The organism is Shewanella sp. 10N.286.52.C2 (genome assembly GCF_002874545.1).
Taxonomy (GTDB): domain Bacteria; phylum Pseudomonadota; class Gammaproteobacteria; order Enterobacterales; family Shewanellaceae; genus Shewanella.
The window spans coordinates 114,591-139,407 of the sequence record NZ_MCTV01000026.1; the positions used below are offsets into that span (position 1 = coordinate 114,591).

Sequence of the window (24,817 nt, forward strand, 5' to 3'; positions counted from 1 at the left end):
ATGAATTTTACCCGAACGCTAAGTGCCACTTTACTTGCTTTAGCTACATCAACATCAGCTTTAGCGGCAAATTTAACCATTCCAATGTCGTTTGAGTATTTAGCATTGGATGGCAAAGAAATTGATACCAATAAGTTTACCCATAAATCAGATCTAGACCTTAGTAATGGCTCCCATAAAATAGCCATCCGTTACCACGATATGATTGAAGATGACTTCAGCGATAGCCAAAGCTTTATAAAATCAGCGCCTTTTATTGTCACTATTATAGTCGATGGCGATCATGAGTATTTTCTTAAGCCCGCAGACGGAGAATTTGTAAAACGCCCTAAAAGCTTTGCTAAAGATCCCCAAGTGATTATCTCACGCCAAGATAATGGCAAAGTCGATTACACAATTACCCAAACCGATTTTGAAGAAGGTTCATTTTTAGGCGGGTTATTTGGCAGTAATAAAGGTGATGATATTGACGCATTAGCAGCTTCTGCAACCAGTAGCAATGTCGCTCCAGCCGCAGTAAACACTGCAACTGCCACAACAGCGGCCGTGACCTCGACCGCAGTAGTTGCTAGCACACCTGTGACTCAAACTGCGACAGCTTCCGCAACGACATCGGCTGTAACAGATAAAGCGGCAACTCATCCTGAGCAAATGCTGCAATATTGGTGGTTACAAGCTGATGAGCAAACACGCAAAGAGTTCATGAGTTGGGCTATTAAACAGCTTTAATGACTATTCCACTCGTTTATCACGCCAGCTACTCCAAGCTGGCGTTACCTAAAAAGCATCGGTTTCCTACCAGTAAATATCAACGTTTACAGCAATATTTACTTGAACAAGGTCTCGCTATCCCGCAAGATTTTCATCAGCCAAGCCCCATCGATATTAAAGTGTTAAAACAAACCCATCAAAGTGACTATGTTGATGGCTTTATCAATAACACCCTTACTAATAAAGTGCTGCGCCGTATCGGTTTTCCTTGGAGCGAATCACTGGTTAACCGCACCCTTCACGCGGTCAATGGCACAGTGCTAAGCGCTAATTTGGCAATTGACCATGGTATTGCCCTACATTTAAGTGGTGGCTATCATCATGCTCATTATGACTTTGGCAGTGGTTTCTGTGTCTTTAACGATTTAATGATTGCAGCCAAGCAAATGCTTATTAAGCAAAAAGCCACGAAAGTGCTTATTATCGATTGTGACGTACATCAAGGCGATGGCACTGCGGCATTGTCTCAAACCCAAGCCAACATAATAACTTGCTCGCTTCATTGCCAAAAAAACTTCCCATTTAGAAAGCAACGCTCCCATCACGATATAGAATTTGATAAACACACTCTCGACGATGAATACTTATCGGTTATCAAACAAGTGATCCCATACCTCATAAGCATCCATCAGCCAGATCTTATCCTTTACGATGCCGGCGTTGATATTCACCAAGATGATGATTTAGGCTATTTAGACATATCAACCAAAGGCATATTGGCCCGAGATACATTTATTTTACAGCAAGCTAAGCAGGCAGAAATCCCGATTGCAGCGGTGATCGGAGGCGGTTACAGCCGCAACGAGCAAGCACTAACTCAAAGACATAGCCAACTTTTTATTGCAGCCAAGGCAATCTGGTAGCACACTAATGATAATCAGATAAACAAGTTAAATTTCATTCTATAGGGAGTCAAGGATGCAAGTTGATATTCGTAATTACTATGAAGTGCTTTTAATGGAAATATTAAGAGACGAAGGCTTACTCGAAGAGCTACCAGAGGAGTATTTAGCTGATTTATGCTGCGTTACCTTAAATCAACTTCCAGTTCGCTACATAAGACACCTCGTTGATACTTATTTTTTTGAAGATTATGCAGAACTGCAACAGATGAAAAACGAGATCCATAGCGCACTTGAAAAGTCACGACAGTTTTTAAAAGCCAACCTTCATAAAAAGTTAGTGGAAGATGCAGAAAGCGCAGCTAAAGAGCCTGCTATCAAGAAAATGCCAAACATCTAATGCGCAAAAATTTTAAATGGCTAGGTTGGTTTACTAAAGAAACACTCAACATAAACGCTGATAAAAAACGTTATTTTAAGTAAAGTAAGGTGTTTAGACAGTTTTTGAATGAAATACTAGGAGTATTGGAGGTTCCCCTAGAGCCACACCCCGGCACACGAGTCACTTGCTGCGGTTGCTCCCTTCCAGGCCTGGCCGAGTTCACAAGTTATCATTGCGGGGGGACCCTAAGGTCACCATTGATTTCTAATTAAGCAAATAAGGTTAAATATCTAATTATCTTAAACATCTAAAAATAGTCATGCTTAACGAGAACAACAGGATTATCCCCTAAGCACTGACCATGTTCAAGTTAAATTCGCTCACTTTTATCAACAAAGCGCTCGACTGCACAAGCTTTACTCGATCCCGGTTAAATTAGCTCATTATTTAACTGATTTAAGTATACAGCACCTGCAAAGTGCCAATTCAATTCGAGCTTACCAATACACAACACAATATACAGCAACTTGTCAGCTAAAATTAACTGCCAAAACCTCGCACTCAGCAAAATTATTTGACCAAGTGATAATGCACATCAACCACAACAAGATCACGATCACACTTTTAACCAAAATCAGTCTTTAATCATCAAAAAACACACAATTTGCTCAGGTTTTAACCCATCTTTCACATAAATCACTTATTATTAGCAATGGCAATTTTAGCAATCTATTTAGTAGTGAATAATACATTACCAAAATCATTGCAGATATCAGAGCTTACTGAAATTGGATACCAAACTGGGTTTTTGGCGTCAATCAACAAAAAACACCCACAGAGAGCAACTACTGATTATCGGCAGTTTAACAACTTAAAAACAACGAGTTGTAAATTGCAGAATTTAGAAGTACTCCTTTCGGAATAGTAAGATCTTAATCACGGTGGCGACGTAGACAAGTGGTTAAAATAGTAGAACTTATTTCGAATAAGTTTGGATAGTATCCATACGCTTGATTTTATGATGAAGGATCAAGTGAAAATAAATCTCTTGCAGGGAAAAATGATGAATAAATTTAATTTAAATACGACTGCTAAAGCGGTATTCAGTGCGGGGCTATTAGCTTTTGCATTGACTGGCTGTGGCAGTGACGGAAGTGATGGTAAAGACGGTGAAGATGGCGAAGTTGCAATCAACATCAATTCTGCATCAGCAATACAGACTGAAGTTGAACTTGCTAAATACGATGCCGAAGCAGCGTCTTTAACTGTTGAGTTCTTGCTCACTAACCCTAATGGCGTAGCCATTACTGGTTTAGATACTTTAGAAAGTCAGCCAATTAGCCTTAATTTCGGCCGAATGGGTACACGCGAAGAGGCTTTCCTTCCTTACGATACCGATTCTGGTACTGTAACAAGTCGTGGAGATGGCGACAGAGAAATCTGGCTTTCTTACATGAATAAAGAAAAAGGTGAGTATATTGCCGGCTCTAGCTCTTGGAGCCTTTCAAGCTGCCCAGAAGACACTGAGTGTCTAACGTATCTAGGCCAAGGTAAATACAGTTTAACTGTACCTGCCCCTATTAATACATTGACGCTTGATTACGGTTACGATGACACTAAAACACAAGGCATATTCTTGCGTGTGTCTAAAGCAGGTACAAACCAGCTTAATACTAATAGTAAATACTATTGGGAACCGGCCACTGAAGAAAGTGTTAGCGCTCCAAAATTAGTTACCAGCATGGAAACATGTACCAACTGTCATGTTGGCCAAGACAACATAAGACATTCAGATAGAGGTAATACCGCAGCCGAATGTGTTTTCTGCCACACTGATTACAACATCTATACTGGCACCGATACTGATGGCAATGAATTCACCTATGACGGTTCTATCAAAGGCCTAGTTCACGGAATTCATACTGGTGCGACTGAAACTGACCGCCGCTTACTGAATAAGTTTGCTGAATTAGCACCTAACACAACAACTGGTGTTATTGCCAATAAAGACCCATCAAAGAACCCTGCATTCTCATTCAAACATGATGGTGCGATTCTTGATTCTGAAGGTAACCCTAAAGGTCCGATCAACTTCCCAACATCAATGTCTAATTGTGATACCTGTCATGTTGATTACACCACTACAGAAGAAACACTTCCAGAAGGTGTAACTATCCATGCATTAGATTGGTTTGCCGATATGGATGCTGATAGCTGTCAAAACTGTCATGGTGACTACCATAACGGTGGTAGAACAGAAGAAACTGAAAGTGGCTTAAGTTATGTAGGTTGTGTAACTTGTCATAACTCTGACGATGCTCAAGGTTCACGTTCTGCAGGTGGTGCTTTCCGTCATATTGCAGGCCATGATGAACTAGGTAATCAAGCAGCAGCAGAAGCAGGCAAACTGGTAGAAGCAACATATTCTAACCTTGTTTGGACAGAGGGCACTTCTACCCTAACCTTCACCATGAACTTGATGAAAGGCGAAGAAGCTGTAACCAGTGAATTTGTTCCTAGTGTGACTGTTTATGTGAATGCGATTAATGCTGAAAGCCCTGATGCATATTTAGCTTCACGCACTAGCGGCGCTGTAACAGAAAATACTGATGGCTCTTACTTAGTAACTGTTGATGCGACTGCAGCAGATTTTGTATTACCTTCTTTAGCAGAGGCTATTAATTCAGGTGCTGATTTAGCAATCACCTCAAGCTTTAGCACTTGTTTTGCAAACAAGAGCTCTACACTTGCTCCATTAACTGACGATGGAACAGGCTCAATGAGCTGTGGTGCAGTTTCAAGTCCAAATGCAGCTAAAACAGCATTCTTGAAACTAGATGGTAGCGCAGGTGCAGAGCGCGCAAGTGCTGCTGCCTATGATAACTGTTCAAGCTGTCATAACAACGATATGGTTGCTCGCTCAAGTGGTTATCATTACCGTAATGCTGACTTACATACTTGTGCACAGTGTCATGAAGCTGGTGATTACAACAGTATGGTAGTTCGTGTACATGGTACTTTCGGTAAGGCCCATGGTCGTGAAGATGTGCAAGACTTAGTAAGCAGTAATAATTGCTCTGCTTGTCACAGCGACACCAACTATAGTCTAGAGAATGCTCGTTCTACGCCAATGCGTTGGAATCGAGTGAAGTATACACCAGAAGAATTACCATTCTTCTCTAGCCCTCAAGCTGGTGTATGTGCTTCATGTCACGTTTCTGACAGCTACGAAATTGGCGGTGGTTCTGCATCAGCAGAGGCTCACATCACTAATAATGGTGGTGTAGTTGCTGGTACTTATGAAGATGCACAAATGGCTCAAGAAAGCTGTGCAACCTGTCATAGTGCTAGCAAAATTGCTGAAGTACATGGCGTTAAATAAAAGTGATGTTAAGTAGATTTTTTATTGATTAACGATATCCCTCTGCTAATTTTTTTGGTAGGGGGATTTTTAGTTTTAAGTCAGTAAAATCAATATTAAAATTTTATTTGCAATGATTTAAATTGAGTAGAGATTGGTATATTGCCGTGAAATTAGCTTTCTCATGGCCCAAATAGCTACCTCTTTATAAATAGACTGATCTGCTTCACAGTATCAATCGACATATAAAGATTTTTCTCTTGTTGTGGATTAATCTTATATTGATGAATTTAAAATCCAAAAAGTTAAATTGGCTCAATAGACTAAGTATCTAGGCAACACAAAAAAGCCAAGTCAAATTTAACAATGTCTTACTATGCAGGGACAAATGATGAACAAGAAAAATTCCAAATTAGCACTAATGCTCGTAGCAAGTGCAGTAAGCGTAGCCTTAACAGGCTGTGGTAGTGACGGAGATGATGGTAAAGATGGTATCCCAGGCCTTCCAGGCGGCGAACCAGCTGAAGCTATCCAACAACTTAAGCTTGAAGTCCTTTCAGTAACGTATGAAGGTGATAACCCAACGCTTAAGGTTTTTGCGACTAATGAAGATGATGAAGCAGTAGTCGGATTATCCGCTTTTGAAGTTAAAAAAGCCGTACAACTTGTTCCAGCTGGGGCAACAGGTGCGGGTAACAGCGCTGAGTGGCAGTTGATTGGCTCTCAAAACGAATTTACCGATAATAAAAACGGCACTTACAGCTTCACAATCGAAACTGAAGGTTTTAACCCTGAGCTGACTCAGCGTTATAACTTAATCGTAAGTGCGGGTACTTTATTAGATGGTACTACAACCGTTCCTCGTACTGAATTCACTCAAGATTTCGATGGTGAAGGCTACGATGCAAAATATACTAAAAATGTAGTGAGCACCGAAGCTTGTCAAGCATGTCATGCTGAAGGCGAAAGCATTTACCATAGTTACACTTCTCTTGATACCTGTACCTCTTGTCATACTGATGAGCTTGCTAGAACAAATGGTGTGCAAACTGGTTTCAACCACCTCATTCATAATGTCCATAACAACAACAAGATGTATGGTCGCAATATGGACAAGAGTGCTGAAACTGCAAACAACATAGTTCAAGACAACTGCCAAAACTGTCACGTTGAGTCAGAAGAGTTACCTGAATGGGGTAACTGGACACGTATTCCAACCATGGAAACTTGTTCGAGTTGTCACACTGGCATCGACTTCGAAGCTGGTCAAGGTCACCCACAACAGTCTGATAATTCAAACTGTATCGCATGTCACAATGCCAGCTGGACTGAAGAAATTCATACTGGTGGTTTTGTCGAGAAGAAAGCCTTTATCGATATGTATGGCATGAATTCAACCCTGACTGTTAATGAAGATAAATCAGCGACGATTTCTGTTTCTATTACTGATGCGTCAGGCGTAGCAATGGATGTAACGGATTTAGTCAGTAAAATCCAACGTCTTGAAACTATTACCAATGTAGGCCCTAACTTCCCTGTAATGGGTTATACAAATAGTCCAGGTACAGACTTAGCTAAAGTTGCTGAGGATTTAGTGAGCATTGGTGAGTTAAAAGATGGTGTAACAATTGTCGATGGCAACTTTGAATACACAATCCCTTCTTTACCATTTGGTGTTGATTCACCTGCTGGCATTCAAGATACAGATACAGCATTCAGTTTTATTGGTTTAGAAATGTGTAACGATGGTACTGCTGCTGTTGCGTGTGGTGATGATGTCATGACTACTAGCATGAAAGCAGACATGACTTTTGGTACTTTCTCAGGCGAAGCACCTAGCATGCGTCACACTGACTCTGTAGCATTTAATACTTGCGAAAACTGTCACGGTGAAACTTTCGAGATTCATAAAGGCAATCATGCAGGTTTCGTAATGACCGAACAGTTAGGTCGAGAGAATGCTGACGGTGAAGTTATCGTAGGTGTTGATGCATGTGTGGCTTGTCATACGCCAGATGGAACTAGTTGGAGTCCAGTGGGCGCATTTGAGTTAAAACTACATGCTCGCCATAATGATGAAGGTATCATCAAAGATTGTGCTCAGTGCCATAACGACTTTAATCTTGATGCATTCAAGTTAAAAGGTGCCATTGCATCAAGTAATGCACCTAGTGAAGAGTACACTACACCTATAGCTGCAACATGTATTTCATGCCACAGCTTAGATTCTGATGACGATATTAGCATCCTGAAGAAACATAGCATCGAGTTTTTAGAGAACTCAGGTTCTATCATTGAAGGTGATTATGTTGAAGCGAATCAAGCTGCGCAGTCAGAAACCTGTTTATTCTGTCACGCACCTACCATTTTCGATCACACCGCGGTGAAGATGTAATTTACCCTTAAGGGAGAAGCTTGCTTCTCCCTTAGATTACATAAATCACATCAACATCATGGATAGATTGGGAAGCCTCACTATGAAAATCAAAATGAAATTAAACACTTTAATCCCGACATTGATGGCAGTTGTTTTGCTATCGCTTGGGATGTCTCACTCGGCTTATGCGTCGAAGTGGGATGCAAAAATGACACCTGACGAAGTTGAAGCCGTACTTGATAAAAAGTTCGAAGAAGGTAGTTATTCACCTAAAGGCGCTGACTCATGCTTAATGTGTCATAAGCGTTCAGAAAAAGTCATGGATATCTTTAAAGGTGTTCATGGCGCAATTGACTCATCAAAAAGCCCAATGGCTGGCCTTCAATGTGAAGCGTGTCACGGCCCTATGGGTAAGCATAACCGTGGTGGTAATGAGCCAATGATTGCTTTTGGCCCTAACTCAACCTTAGCACCTGAAAAGCAAAACAGTGTTTGTATGGGCTGTCACTTAGACGACAAGCGTATGTCTTGGAACACTAGCCATCATGATAATGCTGATGTTGCTTGTGCATCTTGTCATAATGTTCATACTGCAAATGACCCTATTTTGTCTAAAAAGACTGAAATGGAAGTCTGTACTAGTTGTCATGTTAAAGTTAAAACCGACATGAACAAACGCTCAAGTCATCCAATGAAGTTTGACCAAATGACCTGTAGTGATTGTCATAACCCACATGGCAGCATGGCTGATTCAGATCTTGTTAAACCAAGTGTCAATGAAACATGTTACTCATGTCATGCTGAAAAACGTGGTCCAAAACTTTGGGAACACGCACCAGTGACAGAAAACTGTGTAAGTTGTCATAACCCACATGGTTCAGTTAACGAAGGAATGCTAAAAACTCGTGCTCCTCAGCTATGTCAGCAATGTCATGCCAGCGATGGTCATGCTAGCAATGCTTACTTAGGCAACACAGGAATGGGTTCTAATGTTGGTGATAATGCCTTTACTGGTGGCCGCAGTTGTTTAAATTGTCATAGCCAAGTACATGGTTCAAACCACCCTTCTGGCAAATTACTTCAGCGTTAAGGATGTACGACTATGAAATTTAAACTGAACTTAATCACCTTAGCGCTAGTAGCCAATGCAGGTTTTGCAATGGCCGCTGATGGCTACGGTGTCGGTAATGCCAATACAGACAAAGTCAAATATGACAAGTGGGTTTGTAAAGGTTGTGCTGTAGAAACTGGCGTAACCGGTAGTGTGGGTGTAGGCGTTGCGTATAACAGCGAAGATGATATTCACTCTGCCAATGCATTTGGCAGCAGCAACGAGTTTGCTCCCAAAGTTGATGCTGATATTAACTATATTGGTAAATCGGGCTACCGCGCTAAAGTTGAAGCCACCGATTTAGGGTTAGACAATGGCCGTTTAGATGTGAATGTTGGCAAATTAGGCCAATATAACTTCAACCTTAATTATCGCTCAATTGCTACTTATAGCTCTAATACCGTGATGTCTCCATACAGTGGTATTGGTGGTAACGATTTAACCTTGCCTGATGGCTGGGTTACTGCCGGTTCTACCGATGGTATGACTGAGCTTGGTAACAGCTTAAACCCGTTTGAATTATCACTTAAACGTGAACGTGCAGGTTTAGGGTTTGAATATCAAACTGAGTCACTATTCACTACTTATGTGAATTATCAACGTGAAGAAAAAACCGGCACCAAAACGGCATCGGGTAGCTTTTTCAATCAATCTATGATGATTGCAGAGCCTGTTGATTACAGTACTGATACCATCAATGCGGGTATTAAATTTAGAGGCGCTAACTGGTTCACTAGCCTTAACTATGACGGTTCTATCTTTAAAAATGATAATGCCCAGTTAAGCTATGACAATGCCTTTAACCCAACGTTTGGTGCTCAAACCCGTGGTTATATGTCATTAGACCCTGACAACGAATCACATATTGTGTCGTTATTAGGTCAATACAATGAAAATGGCGCAGCTATCAGTGGCCGTTTGATGTTTGGTCAAATGACTCAAGATCAAGATTTAGTCACCTCAGGCTATGGTTACAGCGTACCAACGGAATCAATTGATGCCAAAGTTGATATCACTGGCTTGACGTTAAAAGCGGCTAAGCGTATCAACCGTGAAGTTCGTGTTACTGGTAGTTACGACTATTCAGATCGCGACAACAACACCAACATCGAAGAGTGGACTCAAATCAGCATCAATGATGTCAACGGTCAAGTGGCTTATAACACGCCATACGATCAAACGACTCATAGAGCTAAGATTGCTGCAGATTACCGCATTAGCCGTGGTATGAAACTTGATGCAGGTGTTGATTATAACCGTGATGAGCGTAGTTATTCAGAGCGTGAAGTTACTGAAGAAAGCACAGTTTGGGCCCGTTACCGTTTAAACAGTTTTGATAAATGGGATATGTGGGTTAAAGGTAGCTTTGGCAGCCGTGATGGTTCTGATTACCAAGCGTCTGAGTGGACCTCTTCAGAAAATAACGACTTATTACGCAAGTACTACATTGCTGATCGTGACCGTAGTATGGTTGAAGCGCGAGTGAGCTATAGCCCTCTCGAAGCATTAGCTATCGATTTTGGCGCGCGTTACGCACTTGATGATTATACAGACACTGAAATTGGCTTAACTGAGTCGAAAGATACCAGTTACGATATCAATTTCAACTACATGTTTAATAAAGATGTAATGCTAAATGCATTTTATAATTATCAAATCATTGAGTCACAACAAGCGGGTAGTAGCACATTCTCAGGTCCAACTTGGGAAGCGGATATCGAAGATACTATCGATGTTGTCGGTGCAAATTTAAGTTACAACAACTTAATGGATAGCCGTTTACGTTTAGGTTTAGATTACACCTATTCAGAATCTGACAGTACGACTCAAGTTCGCCAAAATGTTACTGGCAACTACGGTGACTACTTTGCTAAAGTGCACAACGTCAATTTATATGGTCAATACCAAGCCACTGACAAAATGGCTGTCCGTTTAGACTACAAAATTGAAAAGTACTTAGATAATGATGCAGCCAATGATATCCAACCCGATACCATTTGGAATGTAATGAGTTTTGGCAGTAATAGCCATGACTACACAGCACATATGATTATGTTAAGTGTAAATTACAAATTATAAAACTAAGTAAAAAATACCAGCCTGCTATCGCAATATAGCAGGCTTTTTTTTGCCAGAAATTTAACGTTTTGTGCAGTAGCTATCAATAAACTACAAATAACCTGCAATTACTAAATTAACAAAAGCTATTACACTAATAGTCGATTAAAATTTACTGCTAGTGCCACTATCTTTGATTTCATACAGTAGAAATAGCCAAATTATTATGCAAAAAACATCAATTGTTCTGCTTAGCTCAATGGTTGCATTTCCGGCATTTGCCGCCAGTTCAACCGTTATGACCAATAACAGCATTCTTATCTTCATTGCTTTAATGGCCTTTACTTGCGTTAATGCTATCGCGCAAGCTAGCTGCTATTTTGCAGGCTTATACGTGCAAAAAAGTGTTAGCCAAAAGCATGTCACACTGAGCTTAGTGTTTCCGCTTATTGCGTTAATTGGCTTTATTGCCGAGTATCAATCCTTGGCACAATTTATTCTATATTTGGGCGCTGTGTTATTGGCCTTTGGTGCAGCATTAGCGCCACTGTTGTTAACCAATAAAAAAGTGCCTTGTATGCAATCGGCGTTAATACTACTAACAGGGGCGATTATTATTTTGCCTTTAAGCATTATTGTTGCCCCAATCAGCCTGTTTTCTATTGTATTGTGCCACTTAGCCTTAAAACAAACGCCTATTGCGCCAGTGGCAAAGTTTTCGACCATATTGACACTGTTAACCAGCTACGGTTTATTTGGCTATTGGCTATTCCAGTTGTTTAACCAAATTTCCGTCTCCTGACCATCACTTACACTTTGGTGGTTTTCAGCTGAATTATATATTTGTGGGCATTTATCATGAGATGAGTGCCCATTTTCATTTTTACTCCTGGCCTAAGTCCTATCCCCAAGTCCTGCCCCTATCAAAGCCAGCTTTATGGCTAATATCCACTTATCCAATAGCAATAATAAAATTTTTCAATAGCTGCTTCGTTTTAAGCATTTATCAAACATGCATTTACTGCTAATTTATTCATAAGCTCAGGTTTAAACGCCAATCACTAAGTTACTACAGGTAGGACACCTATGAAAATTGTCATTGCGCCAGACTCCTTCAAAGAAAGCCTCAGCGCCTTAGGTGTTGCTAATGCCATTGAAGCAGGCTTTAAGCGAGTATTTCCTGATGCTCAGTATTGTAAAGTGCCGATGGCCGATGGTGGCGAAGGTACGGTGCAGGCTATGGTTGATGCAACCCAAGGGGAAATTATCAGCTTGCAAGTCACAGGCCCCGAAGGCACTCCTGTAAACGCTCATTACGGCATCATTAATCAAGATGCTCAAACTGCGACCGCTGTGATTGAGATGGCCGCAGCATCTGGCCTAGATTACGTGGAACGTGCTAACCGTAACCCTATGCTAATGACAAGTTATGGCACGGGTGAACTAATAAAAGACGCTTTAGACCGAGGTATAAAACATATTATTTTAGGTTTAGGTGGCAGTGCGACAAACGATGCCGGTGCAGGTATGGTCCAGGCGTTAGGTTTTACCTTACTTACAGCACAAAATAAGCCTATTTGTTATGGCGCCTTGGGGTTAACCGAGCTTGCAAAAATTGATAACACATCAGCTCACCCGTTACTGGCGCGATGTAAAATTGAGGTGGCCTGTGATGTAGATAATCCGCTATGCGGCCCTAATGGCGCATCCGCTGTTTTTGGTCCTCAAAAAGGCGCAGATGAGCAGATGGTTACAGAACTTGATGCTGCATTAGCTCACTTTGCCAAGGTGGTTTGTGCAACTCATTCACTTACAACGACAACTGAGCTCGCAGAGTTTCCTGGCGCAGGCGCGGCCGGCGGTATGGGCTATGGGGTGATGACACTACTCAATGCCAAGCTAAAGCCGGGGGTCGATATCGTCATTGACACGGTGAAGCTTGCAGATGCTATCGCTGACGCCGATCTCGTCATCACAGGTGAAGGACGCATGGACAGCCAGACATTAGGCGGTAAAACCCCAATGGGTGTGCTGCAACAAGGTATACATCAAGACGTACCTGTCATTGGCATTGCTGGCTGCTTTGGTGATGGCGCCGAGCTAATTTTAGCTCAAGGCATGACAGCGATATTTCCTATTATTCCGTCATTAGCACCACTGGATGATATTCTGGCTAACGCCCATGACAACCTGGCGAATACTGCGCAGAATATCGCCGCAATTTATCAGTTGTCGCTGAGTAAATAGTCAGTTTGAGTTAAAAACTTGCTGCGAAATAATCCTTGCAGTAAAGTTAGCCCTCATAATGGCCATGAAAGCGCTTATATCAATATATTTAGCACATTATTGGCCCAAGAATAAAAATGATGGCACCAGTTAATGACCAAACACGACCGCATAGCACAAGCATCAGAGGCAAGTCTTCTGCGTATTTTTACCGTACCTGAAGACGCCGACTCAACCTTAAGCATTATCGAGCAGAAACTTTCTGAAGACTTAGCGGGCTTTTTAGGTAAGAGTATTGCTGCATTAGAAAAGCCATTATCACTTATTGAAACTGACTTTAAAGCGTTTCAAATTCCTGATTCGCCTCGTTTTGTATCTGATTATACTGACGAAATAATGCAAAATCTGGTAGCACACTCGGTACATACCTCGGCGCCGAGCTTCATCGGTCATATGACATCAGCGCTGCCCTACTTTGTTTTACCCTTATCTAAAATGATGGTGGGCTTGAATCAGAACTTAGTCAAAATCGAAACATCTAAAGCATTCACTCCATTAGAGCGCCAAGTGCTGGGGATGATGCACCACTTAATTTACAGCCAAGACACTGACTTTTATGAGCAATGGATGCACAGCGCTAACTACTCCCTTGGCGCATTTTGCTCTGGTGGCACGGTGGCCAATATCACCGCATTATGGATAGCACGAAACCAGTTACTAAAAGCTGATGGTAATTTTAAAGGCATTAACCGTGAAGGATTACCTAAAGCACTGAAACACTATGGATATGACGATTTAGCCATCTTAGTGTCTGAGCGCGGCCATTACTCAATTGGTAAAACCGCTGACTTACTGGGTATTGGTCGAGACAACATCATCAGTATCCCCACCACTGCGGACAATAAAGTCGATGTAGCGGCCATGCGTCAAACCGCATTAAAGCTCGCCGATGACAATATTAAGGTAATGGCCATTGTCGGTGTTGCTGGCACCACCGAAACCGGTAATATCGACCCACTAGTTGAACTGTCAAAACTCGCCACTGAACTCCAATGCCACTTTCATGTTGATGCAGCTTGGGGCGGGGCCAGTTTACTGTCGAACAAATACCGCTATTTACTCGATGGCATTGAATTAGCCGACTCGGTCACTATTGATGCCCATAAACAAATGTACGTGCCTATGGGTGCGGGCATGGTGTTATTTAAAGACCCAGAGCTTGCACATGCCATTGCTCATCATGCCGAGTATATTTTGCGAGTAGGCTCTAAAGATTTAGGTAGTCAAACCCTCGAAGGCTCACGACCTGGCATGGCAATGCTAGTGCATGCTTGTTTACAGATCATCGGTGGTGACGGTTATGAGATTTTAATCAACAACGGTCTAGAAATGGCCCGTTATTTCGCATCGCACATTGCTGCAGATGAAAATTTTGAGCTCATCACAGAGCCTGAATTATGTATTTTAACCTACCGTTACGTGCCTAAGACTGTTCAACTAACAATTGATAAAGCATTAGCTAATGATGATATAAATACTGTAGAGCGCTGTAATTACCTGCTTGACCGCTTAACCCGCTTTATTCAAAAGCACCAACGTGAACAAGGTAAATCATTTGTCTCACGTACGAGAATAAAACCGGCTAAATACCACCGTGAAATCGTCACGGTATTTAGAGTGGTATTAGCAAACCCGCTTACTACCCATGAAATTTTACATGATGTGTTAAGTGAGCAAGCCGAGATTGCCACATTAGATAATGAATTTTTACCGCAGTTATTATCAATAGCTAAAGCTTATTGATTAATCTAGTTTAACTCTTCGATACTCAAAATAAGCCCATTGTTAAGTGGGCATATTTATATGGGCAATTTAATTAAGGTCCAGTTGCGAACAACCACTCATGCTTGATTATTTGATCATGAGTAGCTGTCCTCGATATCAATAGGGATAACAATATAATCTTTAGGAGATAAACCAAATAGCTGGGGTAACGTCACCGCCAAAGCGACTGATGAACAAGTTCCACAGATAATTCCGACAAATAATGCGATAGAAAATCCTTGTAAACTCGCACCGCCAACAAGCCATAAACTCGACACGGTAACCAGTGTTGTACCCGAGGTCACCATGGTGCGAGAAAAAGTCGCTTTAACAGCATCATTGATGATGGTATCGGTTTCCCCGTTTGGTTTTAACCGCATCACCTCTCGCACTCTATCAGCGATAATGATTGAGTCATTAAGCGAGTAACCTAAAATTGCTAATAAAGCAGCTAAAACAGTTAAATTGAACTCCAACTGAAATACCGCAAACACACCCAACACAATAATGATGTCAGTAATCAATGCCAATAAAGCTCCTGAGGCTAAACGCCAATCAAAGCGAATACTCAAGTAGCACATAATCAACAGCATACATACAAGCACAGCTAAACCACCCTGCTCGACCATTTCTTGCCCTACCTGTGGACCAACAATACTGCTACTCAAAATATTTATGGTTTCACTGATTGGTGATAAATACTCAGCAATACTGGTGTCACTCACGCCTTCATGGTTATATCGAATTGTCCATTGACCGCTTTCCATTGATTTAATCAATTGCACATCTTGCCCTAAGGTTTGATCTAAATACGCCTTAATATCATTTGCTTGCAACTGTTGATCTAATTGCACCTCAGCAACCACGCCACCAGTGAAATCTAAACCCCAATTAAAACCTTTAAATCCAATAAACAATGCTGACACCAGCAAGAGTAAAATTGATAATCCGGATAGCGCTAAGCGAAATTGAGTGAACTTCTCATTTAATAAATACTTCATTATATTTTCACCATACGACGCTTATCACGTCCCCAAATTAGATTAATGATGGCTCTTGAAAGAAAAATGCCGGTAAACATACTCGTGAGTAAGCCTAAACCTAAGGTCAAAGCAAAGCCTTGTATCGGGCCATTACCAATGGAATAAAGCGCAATGGCGACAATCATAGTGGTGAGGTTTGCATCCCAAATAGATGCAAAAGCACTGTCAAAACCACTATTGATTGACTGTGCAAAACTGTATCCCTGTTTCATCTTATCTTTAACTCGCTCAAAAATAAGTACATTGGTATCCACCGCCATGCCGACTGTTAGTACTAAACCTGCAATACCCGGCATCGTTAATACCGCCCCAGGGATCAACGCGATTAACCCGAGCAACATCACCAAATTAAAACATAATGCCGCATTAGCCACCCAACCTAAGCGCCGATACCATAACGCAATAAAACTTAAGGTTAATGCAAGGCCTAATGCCAGAGCAGCAAATCCATTTTTAACATTTTCAGCCCCAAGTGATGGCCCAATAGTACGTTCCTCTACAATCGTTACTGGCGCCGTCAATGAGCCTGCACTTAACAACAGCGCAAGTTGCTGAGCTTCAGCCAAATTCCCAGCCCCAGTAATACGAAAACGGCTACCTAATTGCGCTTGTATGGTCGCTACACTAATGACCTTACTTTCTTGAATGCTAGCCCCATCATGATTTTGAATAAATTCGTTATAAACTGTCGCCATCGGCTGACCAATATTTGCCCTAGAAAATTGCGACATCTTTTGGCCACCAACTGAATCTAATGACAAATTCACTTCAGCTATCCCCATTTCACCTAAGCTGGCTCTGGCATCAATGATATGTTCACCTCCCAGAATCGCTTTTCTATCGATGGATATTGGCATGCCATTATCATCAGCAATAGAAAGTGATACTGCAGAACGCGGCTCAACTAGCGCGTGGAAAGATAAAGAAGCCGTCGCCCCAATAACATGCTTGGCCGCAGCAGGATCTTGTACACCGGGAAGTTCGATTCGAATACGGTTTTCGCCTTGCCTTTGCACTGACGCCTCGGTGATACCCAAGTGCTCTATTCGGCTGCGCATGATTTGTAAATTTTGCTGAACCGTGGTGCTTCGAAGTAATTCGAGCGCATCAGCACGCTGATTAAGCACTAGTATGTTGGCCTTTTTGCTCATCTGCCAGTCGGGGAAACTGGCTTTAATGAACGCCTCGGCTTTGGGTAAATCTTGGCTGTCTCGAAAACTAATTTCAACCCGTTGATCAACCTGTCTACCACGGGCACCTCTGACTTCCTGACCAACATCATCAATAATCATTTGACGGTGAGCAGCATAAACTGGCGCCATGTCGACATCTAACAGAAACTGCACCCCGCCGCGTAAATCCAAACCGAGTTTAATAGGCTTAAATCCCATACTGGTTAACCAATCAGGTGCTGCAGGCTCCATGGCTAATGCAACGGTTGAATCGCTTGCAAGTGATTGTTCAACGATTGATTTCGCTGCTGATTGTTGGCTGTCATCATCAAGTACAACCACAAGATTAGTGCCCTCTTGTGAAATAGCTAAGGTCGAAATATCTGCAGTATGTAATAAACGAGCAACGTCGGTTGCATCAATTGTTTGAGTGTCACTATGATTAATATGTAGCGCTGCATTCTCGCCATACAAAGACGGTATTGCGCTGAGGCTCATGATCATTAGGGTGATAATTAACACCACATATTTCCATGTAGCATAACGGTTTATCGGTGTTTTATTGGGTGATTTTTTCATATAAATATCTCTGTAATCACAAATTACAGTAGCTACAATTACCCAGCTATCACTAACGAGATTTAATTATCAGTTAGATTAAAGGAGCAAATTGTAGACACTAAAAATATCCAACAAATGTTGGACTAAGCGAAAATCAGAAATTTATGCGAAACGGATATGGTAATGGCTGTAAAGGCTATTGCCGTCTTTCCAGCCTGAAACTCGAGAAGTGGAGCGGGTAATTTTACTTGTCCAGTGCTCAACAAATTTTGGAGTAGCAATGGCTGTGGAGGCAGAATCTAATAACACTGGCTCCATAAAAGCAACCAGTAAGTAATAGTTAGGGATCTTGCCTAAGCCTGCACGATTATCACTGCTAACAACCCTTCTTAGCTCATTTAGGAAGTTAAAATTATCTATATTATCAACTAAAGGCTGCTCTGTAGCAGGTGAAGCCATTGTTGCACTGACACCGTCATCTAGCTCTAAAGCTAAATCTGTCATTGCTATATCAATATTAACGTCGAGCTGAACTTTTTGGACTTCCATCTTGTGATTAAAAATAACCGACTGCTCATCTGCCGTTACTGAGTATGCACTCAACGACAAAATCAATAGCATCATTATTTTTAAGCTACGAACCAACAAGATTCTCATCCTTAATGATAAAAGCGTGACAAATAGTTATATGGAGCAGCATTATAAATACAAAAGGACAATGCCACATCAGCTAATATCCAAGTCTTTACCCCTGCATACTAATTACAATAAAAAATACAATTAAACCAATTTAAAATCATAAGGATAGGCTGACATTAATCTTAATTTAACTTGATAAACTTCTATTAGAATTGAGCCAGGTTATTTAACAAAGCGAACTTAAGAAAAAGGCTCATCATTACTGATGAGCCTTTCGTATTGAATACGGCGTAGAGATCGGGGGGGCTTAGCCAACGAACGACCCCGCGACTTTCGCTTTGCTCTGTTCACGGGGGGCGACGGATATTGATAAAGCCTTAACGGCCAAATTAGAGCTTTACAATGCTAGGCAAACTATTGTTTATATAGCAAAAAAAACAAATGATGCGCAAAATTTATTTTTGGTCATCTATTCGATTCTCTACACATCTCGATTTGAATTCCTATCACTGACTGATCTTAATTATCTCTTTTTACGTATTCTCAGATGGTAAAACTTTACATTAAATCAAGTTACTAATTAGAAATACCAATGGGCAATTATAATTAACAATAAATATATCAATTCAAATAACAAGCAAGCTATATTAGTAAAATCAAAAATACTAAAAGGAACACCAGTATGTACATGATAGTTAAGCATACCCACCTAACAATAATCGCGCTCACCTTTATCTTTTTTATCATTAACTTACTATTAACTATGAAAGGCTCTGACAAGGTCAATATAAAGCTACTTAAGACAGGGCCACACATCTTATATACGTTGTTTATCGCTACATTCCTTTACCTTGTTATTGTAAATCCACTGAATTTATACCCCTTCGTTAATGGTTGGGCATCATCAAAACTAGCGGGGTTTGTGCTGTATGTACTCTCAATTACGTTTGCGCTTAAATGGGCAAAATCAAATATATGGCGCATTATAGGCTTTATCAGTGCCACGTTTTGGATAGTAATGAGTGCCAGACTGGGTTTTGCTCATCATCTAAAAACCAAAGGGGTTGAAGATGCTAATGCATACATTGAACTAGGTTACGCAATGTTAACAGCAACCTGCTAGCTCATTGTTTAAATAACTAAGCTAAGCAGGCTCGGCATAAAGCGTCTGCTTAGCTTTTTTGCTTTTATGCCAGCCCAAACATTCCTAATGCTAACTACATTGCAGCCCAGTCAATTTAATAACATAATATTATTAACTTTATAAATTTTGATAATTTTATTAAATCATCAGCTCGCCATATACTTCTGCTATCAAAACGAACAAGCAACAGCTTAGCAATTAACGTATAAGGCGAAAATATCATGAAAATGAGTCATGTAGGTATTATGGTTGGTGACATGGATAAAGCCGTCGAGTTTTATACCCAGGCATTAGGTCTTGAAACGGTTATGGGTAAGTCTGAGGTCATAGAAGAAAAACAAACTGCCATTGGTAGAATGTGTATTGCGGTATTTGGTGAAGGTTTTAAAGGCTTCAACATTGCTCACCTCGTCACGTCAGATGGCATCGGTTTTGAATTATTTGAAATGAAAGACCGTGAACAAAAACATACTGTCGACTTCACTAAAATCGGTATCTTCCATTACTCGTTAGAAACAGATGATTTTGAAGGCGTTATCGAGCGAGTTGAAAAATTCGGTGGCAAAGTCAGAATGGACATCATGCGCTACCATCCAGAAGATGATAATAAGCCTTACAAAATGGTGTATTTAGAAGACCCATTTGGAAACTTATTTGAGCTATATTCTCATTCTTATTCAGAAACTTATTCTTCTGAATATGAATAGAAATTAAATAGCCAAAAATCAGCAACTAACCAAGGTTTGTTGCTGATTTTTTTTGTAATAAACAACCTCGTTTTGGCACAAATCATCTTTGGGCAATGATCACATTGCTAAGAAAACCTCCTTAGCTAGCTTTAGGTATTGTTGCAGCTAACGATGAACCTGCGGGACTCACCTAATGAAAAAAACCTAACAACCTATTATCGAGATATTGAAAGTGAATATCATCTAGCCATGCGGCGTCTGGTGGTATGACTAAACCATGTCAGTCCTTAAGGTGATGTTAACAGGATCCTAGTAGTTGAGGATTTGATCATACATAAACGATTAATACTCCAACGATAATGAGTCTACTATAGTTAAATCTTAAACAAGTTCAGCGTTTATTGAACATGTTGAAAGGCGCAAACACTATAGGAATCGAATTATGACTAATAACAAAACCCTTGAGCTACCTGAATTTGAAATCAAAGATTATTCCAATATCCCACAGCGTAAACAGTTTTATCCCGCATCAGAAAAAGCTGTCAATATTGTCCGTGATTCTATGACCATTGATACCCTATTTTCTGCACTATATCCCAGTCAGTGGTCTTCACCTGAAGCGCCAGAATTTCACGATGAAATGGACCGTTGTAAGGCTGCTGGTTTTAAAGTACTTGCAGCATGTCCATCTGCGGACTCGTTAGACGCCTCTGTCGATGGCATCATGAAAGGCACAGATTTTTATCTTAATAAAATGAGAGAACGCCCAGACAGCTACAAAATTATCCGTACAACAAAAGACATTGATGATGCGGTAAAAGAGGACAAGCTTGGGCTATTTTTTACTCACCAAGGCACCCAGATATTTGGTGGCGATGTGGACCGTGTCGCTTTGTGGCGTGAGTTAGGTTATGGCTACTGTCTTTTAGCTTACAACAATCGCAATGAAGTAGGAGATGGTTGCTTTGAACCTGAAAATCGCGGTTTGACCGCCTTTGGTAAAAAGCTGATTGATAGCTATAACCGTTACGGCATGGTGGTAGATGTTAGCCATACAGGCGAACGTACCTCGCTTGATGCTATAGAGCGCAGTAGCCAACCTGTTATTTCTTCGCACTCAGGTGCAAAAGCCATGGCCAATTATCAACGTAGTTTATCTGACGAAGTAATCAAAGCCATCGCAGAGAGTGGTGGTGTATGCTCAATCAATATGGTTGGCGCATTTATGGACACGTCTAACCCAGATATTGTTACCACAGACGCGCTATTCCGTCATGTCGATTACATGGTGAACCTAGTTGGTATTGATCACGTGGGTTTTGGTTCAGACTATATTCCCAATATTAATTTTACTGCCTCAATCATGCAAACCACAATGGGCGCTGCTGTTTTCCCTGATGGCGGCTATAGTGCAGCAGCAGGTGCAAAGGGCTTCCCTACTCCAGCACCTTACCAAATTGTAGCGGCACTGATTGATAAAATGCTACAAAATGGATATAGCCAAGAGGATTGTGGCAAATTCTTGGGTGGTAATATGTACCGAGTATTTGATCAGGTGTGGCGTTAGTTGATTAATGTTAGTTGATTAATGTTAGTTGATTAATGTTAGTTGATTAATGTTAGTTGATTAAATATTGAGTCGTAAAAAGCACTGCCAGCCCAGTCTAAAGACTGGCGGTGCTAATTTGAATTTAGACATTTCTGAGGTACAAAATCACGCTGTTGTCGATTATTTAAGACTGAACCACGGGTATTTGTTCAGCCACAGATAAGAAATGAAAACCTTTATTGCATAAGGAGTTTGCTAAACAAATAGGTGTGAACTTCACGTTTGGGCGCTTCTGCTCATGTACAAAGCAGGTACATTGTCTGAGTCAATCCTTTCAAGGCCTATAAGTGTTTAACGGTGAACCCTTTGTGGAATACATCCAACCTAATCCCCTTTCTTGCTACGACATTCTTTGCTACCGCCCAAGCTATATGAGCGGTTAAATAAAGAAAACTCTCTTAAAATATGATCGATATAAGGGAGGGTTACAACTTCCGCAGCTTCAACGTATAACGCACCTTACGCGGATTCACTTATGTTCATCTTACTGACTACCTAGCACTCACCCGATTTGTGGTTATCAGGAGGATCGTCCTCTCGCGATTTAGATCCCGAATAGTCCATGACCATTCTTCGTTACATTGTCAGAGCCGCTACTTTATTCAGGCTCATAGGTTCATCTGGTGATACAGATGGTTCACACATTAAGCGGTGAACAGCGCTTCATACGACTTCACGTCGCACGCCCCATTTCGCGTTAAAGTATTTACTCAGCACCAGAGCGAGCTCACAGTTTTTCATTAGAATATAATGTGACCAGCCATAGATGCAGGCGATATCAATTTATAGGATCTCATCGCCATTCCAATCCCAGTCAATTTGGGAAATATCACGGGAGACTTTGTATAAATACCATCCGAGCAAAGCGATAATACAAAGGATTATAAAGGTAAAAAGCATATCATCCCCTTAGAGCTTTCATGTGACGCAACTACAGGGCTTACCATGGCAATTGAGTGCCATCGTAGACAAAAAATGAACCTGAATGTTTAAGTTTTAAATTGTCGATGACATTAAGCATGCCTTTAACACTCTCTTCTACTGTTACCTTGCCTTCCTTGCCACCCATATCGGTTTTTACCCAACCTGGATGAATTGCCATGGTCTTCACTCCCGCTTCGGATAATTCACAGGCTAGAGATTTAATTATTTGGTTGAGGGCCGCTTTTGATGCTCGATAGCTGTATCGTCCCCCTGAGCGGTTATCATCAATACTGGCCAGTATTGAGGTCATCCCGATTATGGTTTTATCTTGGCCGGCTAGAATATTATTGAGCAAGGCCTGCGTGATTAACATGGGTGCGATGGTATTGACCTTTAACACCTCTAGCCATCTTTGCTGATCCATATTGCCTAAGTTGTCACATCCTTCACCATTCACCCCAGCATTATGAATAAGTACATCAATAGGTTGCTCTTTAAACACCTCAGTTAAAGCGAGAATATCTGTTTCATGACTAACATCTAGAGCATAAGGGCGAATGGTTGAATACTGTTGTGCTAACAGGGTTAACTCATGCGCTGAATCAATATCGCGACAGCAAGCGATGACCTTGTAATGTCGCTGTGCATATTGCTTTGCAAGCTCTAATCCTAAGCCACGATTAGCTCCAGTAATAAAAACGGTTTTCATTGAGTGCCTCTTATCAGTTTCAATCTTGTCTAATACCAATCAATATAAGTTGCGAAAAGCTGGCCAATGCTGCTGCATTGACCAGCTCTAAGGGTAAGAGTCGTGTTTATTTCATTAATACATTTTTACCATTAACTTTCTGCACGCTTATCAAGACGGCCACTAAAGCGGGTCAAAGCAAGCGCTATCAGTACAACTACTGCACCTACCCAAGGTGTATGCATTAAGCCTGCTTCAGCGACAACCATCCCTCCGCCCCATGAACCAAGTGCAATACCAACGTTAAAGGCGGCAATGTTTAAACCGGAAGCAACATCCACTGCATCTGGTGTATATTTTTCAGCAAGTTTCACTACATATACTTGTAAACCTGGAACATTACCGAATGCAAATGCCCCCCAAACTAAAATCGTGGCTACCGCGGCAATAGGGTTAACGGCGGTAAAATTGAACACGATAAGCACAGCTGCAAGACCAGTAAAAATAATGCTAAGGGCTTTTATTGGGCCCATTTTATCGGCCATTTTTCCGCCCCAAATATTACCAATCGCAACTGAGACTCCATAAACCAACATAATTAAACTAATTGCATTCGCACTAAAGCCAGTTTCTTGCTGCAAAATAGGAGCAAGGAAAGTGAATGCTGTAAAAGTGCCGCCATAACCCAGTGCAGTAATCGCATAAACCAGTAATAATCTAGGTTGAGTTAATACCTTAAGCTGCGATGAAAGCTTAGCTGCAGCAGGTTGTTTTAAGTTATTTGGTACTAAGAAAGCACTACCAATTAATGCGATTAAACCTAATAGCGCAACAACTAAGAAGGTTGATTGCCAGCCAAAGGTTTGACCTATGTATGTCCCAAGCGGCACGCCTGTGACTAACGCCACGGTTAAACCAGTGAACATAATCGCAATGGCGCTGGCGGCTTTTTCTTTTGGTACCAGACCGGTAGCAATGGTTGAACCAATGGAGAAAAATACACCATGGGCTAAACCTGTCAAAATACGAGCGATAATCAGGGTGTTATATCCAGGTGCTTGCCATGCAACTAAGTTACCGACAACAAACAGTGACATGACGGTAATCAATACGTGTTTACGATTCCACTTTCCTGTTAAAGCCGTTAAAACCGGGGCGCCAATGGCAACACCAAGTGCATAAAGGCTAACCAGCAAGCCTGCTGAAGGCAGTGATATATTTAGGTCGGAGGCCATGGTCGGGAGTAGCCCCACGATCACAAACTCCGTTGTTCCAATAGCAAAGGCGCTGAGCGTCAATGCAAGAAGTGCTAAAGGCATAATATTTACTCTCTGTTGTTTGAAAATGACCAGCAATAGCCGATGTATTGGTCGCTATGCCGTCGCGTTGTTAATTG

18 protein-coding genes and 1 other RNA gene are annotated in these 24,817 nt (G+C 41.2%); 13 read left to right on the forward strand and 6 right to left on the reverse strand.

Translation table 11 applies throughout. The features are described from left to right. The 3 genes from BCU94_RS10695 to BCU94_RS10705 are packed head-to-tail and all read left to right on the forward strand — an operon-like array spanning nt 1 to nt 2,013. A complete protein-coding gene (locus BCU94_RS10695) occupies nt 1–729 on the forward strand; it encodes a DUF2057 domain-containing protein (protein WP_102476368.1) in 729 nt (242 codons plus the stop codon). Then, nucleotides 729–1,634: a histone deacetylase gene (locus tag BCU94_RS10700; RefSeq protein ID WP_102476369.1), complete on the forward strand. Its 906-nt coding sequence runs from the start codon at nt 729–731 to the stop codon at nt 1,632–1,634. Before BCU94_RS10695 ends, BCU94_RS10700 begins: the two co-directional genes overlap by 1 nt. Nucleotides 1,635–1,689: 55 nt before the next feature. Beyond that, nucleotides 1,690–2,013 (forward strand): late competence development ComFB family protein, encoded by a 324-nt coding sequence (locus BCU94_RS10705; protein ID WP_102436094.1) that lies wholly within the window; start codon nt 1,690–1,692, stop codon nt 2,011–2,013. 134 nt (nt 2,014–2,147) lie between these two features. Here the strand turns inward: BCU94_RS10705 and ffs are convergent. Further along, nucleotides 2,148–2,244, reverse strand: an RNA gene (ffs, locus tag BCU94_RS10710) — signal recognition particle sRNA small type. Between the two features lie 814 nt (nt 2,245–3,058). Between ffs and BCU94_RS10715 the strand changes: the two genes are divergently transcribed. The 7 genes from BCU94_RS10715 (at nt 3,059) to panP (ending at nt 14,931) form a co-directional block, all read left to right on the forward strand. After that, nucleotides 3,059–5,377 carry a hypothetical protein gene (locus tag BCU94_RS10715; protein ID WP_102476370.1) on the forward strand — a complete coding sequence of 773 codons (2,319 nt, stop codon included), beginning with the start codon at nt 3,059–3,061 and terminating at the stop codon, nt 5,375–5,377. A gap of 367 nt (nt 5,378–5,744) precedes the next feature. Then, nucleotides 5,745–7,751: an OmcA/MtrC family decaheme c-type cytochrome gene (locus BCU94_RS10720; RefSeq protein WP_102476371.1), complete on the forward strand. Its 2,007-nt coding sequence runs from the start codon at nt 5,745–5,747 to the stop codon at nt 7,749–7,751. An 82-nt stretch (nt 7,752–7,833) separates the two neighbouring features. Beyond that, complete coding sequence (locus BCU94_RS10725; protein WP_102476372.1) at nt 7,834–8,823, forward strand: DmsE family decaheme c-type cytochrome; 990 nt, start codon at nt 7,834–7,836, stop codon at nt 8,821–8,823. Nucleotides 8,824–8,835: 12 nt separating this feature from the next. After that, nucleotides 8,836–10,923 (forward strand): MtrB/PioB family decaheme-associated outer membrane protein, encoded by a 2,088-nt coding sequence (locus BCU94_RS10730; protein ID WP_102476373.1) that lies wholly within the window; start codon nt 8,836–8,838, stop codon nt 10,921–10,923. Nucleotides 10,924–11,128: 205 nt separating this feature from the next. Then, complete coding sequence (locus tag BCU94_RS10735) at nt 11,129–11,704, forward strand: hypothetical protein (RefSeq protein ID WP_102476374.1); 576 nt, start codon at nt 11,129–11,131, stop codon at nt 11,702–11,704. 284 nt (nt 11,705–11,988) lie between these two features. After that, the gene (locus tag BCU94_RS10740) at nt 11,989–13,149 is read left to right on the forward strand and encodes a glycerate kinase (protein WP_102476375.1); all 1,161 of its coding nucleotides are present in this window, start codon (nt 11,989–11,991) and stop codon (nt 13,147–13,149) included. Nucleotides 13,150–13,281: 132 nt separating this feature from the next. Beyond that, nucleotides 13,282–14,931 (forward strand): pyridoxal-dependent aspartate 1-decarboxylase PanP, encoded by a 1,650-nt coding sequence (gene panP, locus BCU94_RS10745; RefSeq protein WP_102476376.1) that lies wholly within the window; start codon nt 13,282–13,284, stop codon nt 14,929–14,931. Nucleotides 14,932–15,047: 116 nt separating this feature from the next. On the opposite strand, the gene secF is transcribed toward panP, so the two are convergent. The 3 genes from secF to BCU94_RS10760 form a co-directional block, all read right to left on the reverse strand. Then, the gene (gene secF / locus BCU94_RS10750; protein ID WP_102436110.1) at nt 15,048–15,953 is read right to left on the reverse strand and encodes a protein translocase subunit SecF; all 906 of its coding nucleotides are present in this window, start codon (nt 15,951–15,953) and stop codon (nt 15,048–15,050) included. Then, nucleotides 15,953–17,746 carry a protein translocase subunit SecD gene (gene secD, locus BCU94_RS10755; RefSeq protein WP_102476377.1) on the reverse strand — a complete coding sequence of 598 codons (1,794 nt, stop codon included), beginning with the start codon at nt 17,744–17,746 and terminating at the stop codon, nt 15,953–15,955. The genes secF and secD overlap by 1 nt, the downstream gene beginning before the upstream one ends. A gap of 144 nt (nt 17,747–17,890) precedes the next feature. Then, entirely contained in the window at nt 17,891–18,376 is a 486-nt protein-coding gene (locus BCU94_RS10760; protein ID WP_133126421.1) for a hypothetical protein, read from the reverse strand. A 679-nt stretch (nt 18,377–19,055) separates the two neighbouring features. Between BCU94_RS10760 and BCU94_RS10765 the strand changes: the two genes are divergently transcribed. From BCU94_RS10765 to BCU94_RS10775, 3 genes are all read left to right on the forward strand, one after another. Then, nucleotides 19,056–19,490 (forward strand): SirB2 family protein, encoded by a 435-nt coding sequence (locus BCU94_RS10765; RefSeq protein WP_277869077.1) that lies wholly within the window; start codon nt 19,056–19,058, stop codon nt 19,488–19,490. Nucleotides 19,491–19,732: 242 nt separating this feature from the next. Continuing rightward, nucleotides 19,733–20,218, forward strand: a complete 486-nt coding sequence (locus tag BCU94_RS10770) for a VOC family protein (RefSeq protein ID WP_102436118.1) — start codon at nt 19,733–19,735, stop codon at nt 20,216–20,218. Nucleotides 20,219–20,642: 424 nt separating this feature from the next. Next, nucleotides 20,643–21,767: a membrane dipeptidase gene (locus tag BCU94_RS10775; RefSeq protein WP_102476378.1), complete on the forward strand. Its 1,125-nt coding sequence runs from the start codon at nt 20,643–20,645 to the stop codon at nt 21,765–21,767. 982 nt (nt 21,768–22,749) lie between these two features. On the opposite strand, the gene BCU94_RS10780 is transcribed toward BCU94_RS10775, so the two are convergent. Together BCU94_RS10780 and BCU94_RS10785 are read right to left on the reverse strand one after the other, a co-directional pair. Further along, nucleotides 22,750–23,442 (reverse strand): SDR family oxidoreductase, encoded by a 693-nt coding sequence (locus tag BCU94_RS10780; protein WP_102476379.1) that lies wholly within the window; start codon nt 23,440–23,442, stop codon nt 22,750–22,752. Nucleotides 23,443–23,573: 131 nt separating this feature from the next. Next, the gene (locus BCU94_RS10785; protein ID WP_029235440.1) at nt 23,574–24,740 is read right to left on the reverse strand and encodes an MFS transporter; all 1,167 of its coding nucleotides are present in this window, start codon (nt 24,738–24,740) and stop codon (nt 23,574–23,576) included. Nucleotides 24,741–24,817 lie beyond the last annotated feature (77 nt).

Excerpts from the sequence above, each read along its gene's own strand:
- BCU94_RS10705 (WP_102436094.1), top strand. The coding sequence starts at position 1,690 with ATGCAAGTTGATATTCGTAATTACTATGAAGTGCTTTTAATGGAAATA.
- BCU94_RS10770 (WP_102436118.1), top strand. The coding sequence starts at position 19,733 with ATGAAAATGAGTCATGTAGGTATTATGGTTGGTGACATGGATAAAGCC.
- BCU94_RS10725 (WP_102476372.1), top strand. The coding sequence starts at position 7,834 with ATGAAAATCAAAATGAAATTAAACACTTTAATCCCGACATTGATGGCA.
- BCU94_RS10735 (WP_102476374.1), top strand. The coding sequence starts at position 11,129 with ATGCAAAAAACATCAATTGTTCTGCTTAGCTCAATGGTTGCATTTCCG.
- secF (WP_102436110.1), bottom strand. The coding sequence starts at position 15,953 with ATGAAGTATTTATTAAATGAGAAGTTCACTCAATTTCGCTTAGCGCTA.
- secD (WP_102476377.1), bottom strand. The coding sequence starts at position 17,746 with ATGAAAAAATCACCCAATAAAACACCGATAAACCGTTATGCTACATGG.
- BCU94_RS10700 (WP_102476369.1), top strand. The coding sequence starts at position 729 with ATGACTATTCCACTCGTTTATCACGCCAGCTACTCCAAGCTGGCGTTA.
- BCU94_RS10765 (WP_277869077.1), top strand. The coding sequence starts at position 19,056 with ATGATAGTTAAGCATACCCACCTAACAATAATCGCGCTCACCTTTATC.
- BCU94_RS10740 (WP_102476375.1), top strand. The coding sequence starts at position 11,989 with ATGAAAATTGTCATTGCGCCAGACTCCTTCAAAGAAAGCCTCAGCGCC.
- BCU94_RS10775 (WP_102476378.1), top strand. The coding sequence starts at position 20,643 with ATGACTAATAACAAAACCCTTGAGCTACCTGAATTTGAAATCAAAGAT.
- BCU94_RS10730 (WP_102476373.1), top strand. The coding sequence starts at position 8,836 with ATGAAATTTAAACTGAACTTAATCACCTTAGCGCTAGTAGCCAATGCA.
- panP (WP_102476376.1), top strand. The coding sequence starts at position 13,282 with ATGACCAAACACGACCGCATAGCACAAGCATCAGAGGCAAGTCTTCTG.
- BCU94_RS10785 (WP_029235440.1), bottom strand. The coding sequence starts at position 24,740 with ATGCCTTTAGCACTTCTTGCATTGACGCTCAGCGCCTTTGCTATTGGA.
- BCU94_RS10780 (WP_102476379.1), bottom strand. The coding sequence starts at position 23,442 with ATGAAAACCGTTTTTATTACTGGAGCTAATCGTGGCTTAGGATTAGAG.
- BCU94_RS10715 (WP_102476370.1), top strand. The coding sequence starts at position 3,059 with ATGAATAAATTTAATTTAAATACGACTGCTAAAGCGGTATTCAGTGCG.
- BCU94_RS10695 (WP_102476368.1), top strand. The coding sequence starts at position 1 with ATGAATTTTACCCGAACGCTAAGTGCCACTTTACTTGCTTTAGCTACA.
- BCU94_RS10720 (WP_102476371.1), top strand. The coding sequence starts at position 5,745 with ATGATGAACAAGAAAAATTCCAAATTAGCACTAATGCTCGTAGCAAGT.